This is a genomic window from Shigella sp. FC1967, from assembly GCF_001743005.1.
GTDB lineage: Bacteria > Pseudomonadota > Gammaproteobacteria > Enterobacterales > Enterobacteriaceae > Proteus.
The window spans coordinates 1-1,980 of record NZ_MIIZ01000911.1 but is presented as its reverse complement, the minus strand read 5'-3'; the positions used below and the strand labels follow the sequence as shown (position 1 = coordinate 1,980).

General features: G+C 50.4%; 3 protein-coding genes. All 3 read right to left on the bottom strand.

The window, feature by feature from the left end:
* The coding region (locus BHE89_RS15795) for a ParB/RepB/Spo0J family partition protein (protein WP_128860620.1) at positions 1-684 on the bottom strand (684 nt) is incomplete at its 3' end.
* Between the two features lie 3 nt (positions 685-687).
* Entirely contained in the window at positions 688-1,473 is a 786-nt protein-coding gene (locus BHE89_RS15790; RefSeq protein ID WP_001151304.1) for a ParA family protein, read from the bottom strand.
* A 173-nt stretch (positions 1,474-1,646) separates the two neighbouring features.
* On the bottom strand, positions 1,647-1,958 hold the full coding sequence (locus tag BHE89_RS15785) for a hypothetical protein (protein ID WP_025989294.1): 312 nt from the start codon (positions 1,956-1,958) through the stop codon (positions 1,647-1,649).
* Positions 1,959-1,980: the final 22 nt, after the last annotated feature.

Sequence of the window (1,980 nt, the reverse complement as noted above, 5' to 3'; positions counted from 1 at the left end):
TTTTTCCATTTCGTCTTTGATACGTTTGGCATCATTCAGCAGCTCACGGCTTTGTTTACGAGTAATCCCGTCAGACATAGCCACCGCGCAGACGGCGCGACATCTTTCTTCATTCAGATCGAACAAGAGACGAAGGTTATTCAAGGTCTCTGTATCAGAACATACTTCATTATCGTATAACTCACGCACACAGTCAGGTAGCTTGAGCAACGACAGATGCGTAGATACGAAAGTGATATTCTTACCGAGCCGATCAGCAATATCCTTTTGCTTCCAACCTTCTTCAATAAACAGGTTTAACGCCTCGGCAATCTCTACCGGAGTCAAGTCATCCCGCTGGATGTTTTCGATCAGCTCACCAGCAGTCTCGTCCAAGTTGTTCTGGACCTTATCATTCACCACCAAGTCAATGGTCTCGATACCAGCGTGTTTACACGCTCTCCAACGCCGCTCCCCTTTTTGGATGACGAACTTGCCTTCTTCGTTCTTCGGGAACACGATGATCGGAGACTGCTGCCCTTCGGTCAGCAAGGTTGCCGCCAGCTCTTCAATGTTACGGAAGCGCTTACGAACCTGGACCTTGGATACAACGTCGTCAACAGGTACGGTAAGAACCTCTTTGCCTTTCTTGCCTTTGGCGGCTTTAGCAAGTTCGGACAGGCCTTTTAAATTGTTCAATGCCATCGCTTAGCCCACCTTCTCTAATAGTTCTTCCAACACCGCCTCAACCTCTTTGGCCGCGACATGTCCATAGCGAAGCTCCCAGACAGGGATGCCATCAGTCGTCGCCGTATCGAGCGGAGGCCGGTGCATAATTTTGTTCTCAAACAGCAGATCCGGAACTGTGTTCTCCAGCGACTTGAGGGCTTTGTCGTGATTGACAGAGCGGTCCATGTCGTTGATCACGATGCCCAGGATCTCCAAATCTTGGTTGTACGCCTCGCGCACACCAATAATCGTGTTCAGGAGACCTTCTACGCCGTCCACAGCGAAGCCAGAGAGCTTTACCGGACATGCCACATGGGTAGACATCACCAACGCTGCCACCAGCTTTCTGCCGAGACTAGGCGGACAATCAATCAGCACGTAGTCGTAGTTCTCAAACAGCTCAGCCAAATGGCGAGCCGGATTCATGGCTTGGTCAAGAGGCACAGCCTCCATCTCAAACAGATCCGGGTCGTTTTTCGGCGTATGAATGAGGTCTGCACCGCAAGGGCAGTGCATGACCTCAATGCCGTCCAGCTCGTAAGCGAACAGCTCTGCGGTTTTGGTTCCTGTGAGGATGGGCTCGTAGTCACCATCCTCAAGCTCTCGTCTGGGGGCCAGTCGAGAGGACGTGTTCCCCTGACCATCCATATCCAAGACCAGCACTTTCTTTTTCTTCTGTAACGCCAGATAAAAGGCCTGCTGGATACAGAGGGTACTCTTACCCACTCCGCCTTTCTGGTTGGCGAAGCTGATTACTTTTGCCATACCCACCTCTATTTTGGTTTCTCGCAGGTGATCCAGACCACCCCCAAACTTTCACATGTGAAAGATTGTAGCGATCATAAAATGATACTGCAATATCTAATTATGGTTCTGTTAAAACAAACTTGAAACAAAAAAACGGCCATAAAGGCCGCTTGTTGACAAGGTTTGTGCTGTCAGCGCAATTGATTTGCTGCCCCAAGTCCATTCGCCAATAACTGCTTCGCATCGTTGAACAGCGCGGAGCCCCGTTCCGGTGTGAGCAATTCCGGTATATCTTCTCGCGGCCAAGTACCGGCTACTTGAATGAGCAAACTGGCAGCCCAGTGGATCTGCTTTTCTTCACTTTCATCGGCCAGAGTGCATACGACGGGGAAACCGTACTTACGCCCCGAGCGACTCACCTCTTTGAACGACACCAGCTCAGGCTTTTGCAGATCCCGGCTGTAGGCCTCAGCTATCATCCTGTTCAGTTCTTGAGCGTCCATTTATCCCCCTTAACAGTTTTTT

Bases quoted from the DNA above. Each gene is read 5' to 3' on its own strand.
- BHE89_RS15790 (WP_001151304.1), bottom strand. From the start codon at position 1,473: ATGGCAAAAGTAATCAGCTTCGCCAACCAGAAAGGCGGAGTGGGTAAG.
- BHE89_RS15785 (WP_025989294.1), bottom strand. From the start codon at position 1,958: ATGGACGCTCAAGAACTGAACAGGATGATAGCTGAGGCCTACAGCCGG.